General features: G+C 61.9%; 1 protein-coding gene. It reads left to right on the top strand.

Features of this window, described 5'->3' with window-relative positions; genetic code table 11:
* The first annotated feature begins 276 nt into the window (after positions 1–276).
* A complete protein-coding gene (locus HIJ39_RS23230; RefSeq protein WP_169103387.1) occupies positions 277–498 on the top strand; it encodes a hypothetical protein in 222 nt (73 codons plus the stop codon).
* Positions 499–800 lie beyond the last annotated feature (302 nt).

Here is an 800-nt window from a genome sequence, read left to right as displayed (position 1 = left end):
TCTATCCGCATCTCTATATCGGAGCGCTGGTGACGGTGGCACCCCCGGGATCAGCGCCGTTGGTGCGCCCTAATTCTCCTGCCCAGTAACCTTGGACCCAACTCCGGGTGCGTTGTCCTCATGCGAGGGGGTGTTGCCCCCCAATGGGTGTACGGGGTCGTGCCCGCGAGTCGACACCCACTCGATTGCTGGCGGTGTATGCCGACCGAGGCACATGGGGCCCTTTACGGCTTTGATCTGCGGCGGACATGGCAACAATGAGAGGCGAGGAGGCGCGTGGGTGGACAAGTTGCGCGAGATTACGAATTGCGTGTTGGTGGAGATCGTGAATCGGCCCCCTTTGGTCCGGGGTTTCCTGACGACCTCTTACACCAGGCCGACACCATGGAGATTTGGAGCCGGGATCTCGAGGGCGTTGACGAGGGCGACGCTGCCGTGGAGTATCGATTGCTCCAATCCGGGATCGTGATGGCCGTTCATCGCGTGTTGGCGTCGTAGCGCGGGAACATCGTGATGGGGTGGTACTCGTTTCCCAAAAGTTCCTCGATTATCCATTTTTGCGTCAACGATGCCGCCCTGTGGAGAGCCCGTGTTGCACAATGGCTCGGTCCACTGACTGAAAGATGGACGAATACGTTGACCTAGAGGGGGGAGCGGTGGGCCTTAGGGGGTCAGATCCCGATCGGGCACCGCGCGAGCCACGCGCGCCTTGGCGACGGAGGGGTCGAATTCGGGTTGATACCGGCCTCTCGCCCATTCGCGCATGGCGCGATGCTCGGGATGACGCGGGTCGGACCACG

Origin of the sequence: Sulfobacillus harzensis (genome assembly GCF_012933365.1) — a bacterium.
Classification (GTDB): Bacteria; Bacillota; Sulfobacillia; order Sulfobacillales; family Sulfobacillaceae; genus Sulfobacillus_B; species Sulfobacillus_B harzensis.
The sequence above is the reverse complement of the archived record's forward strand: the minus strand, read 5'-3'. Positions and strand labels throughout refer to the sequence as shown.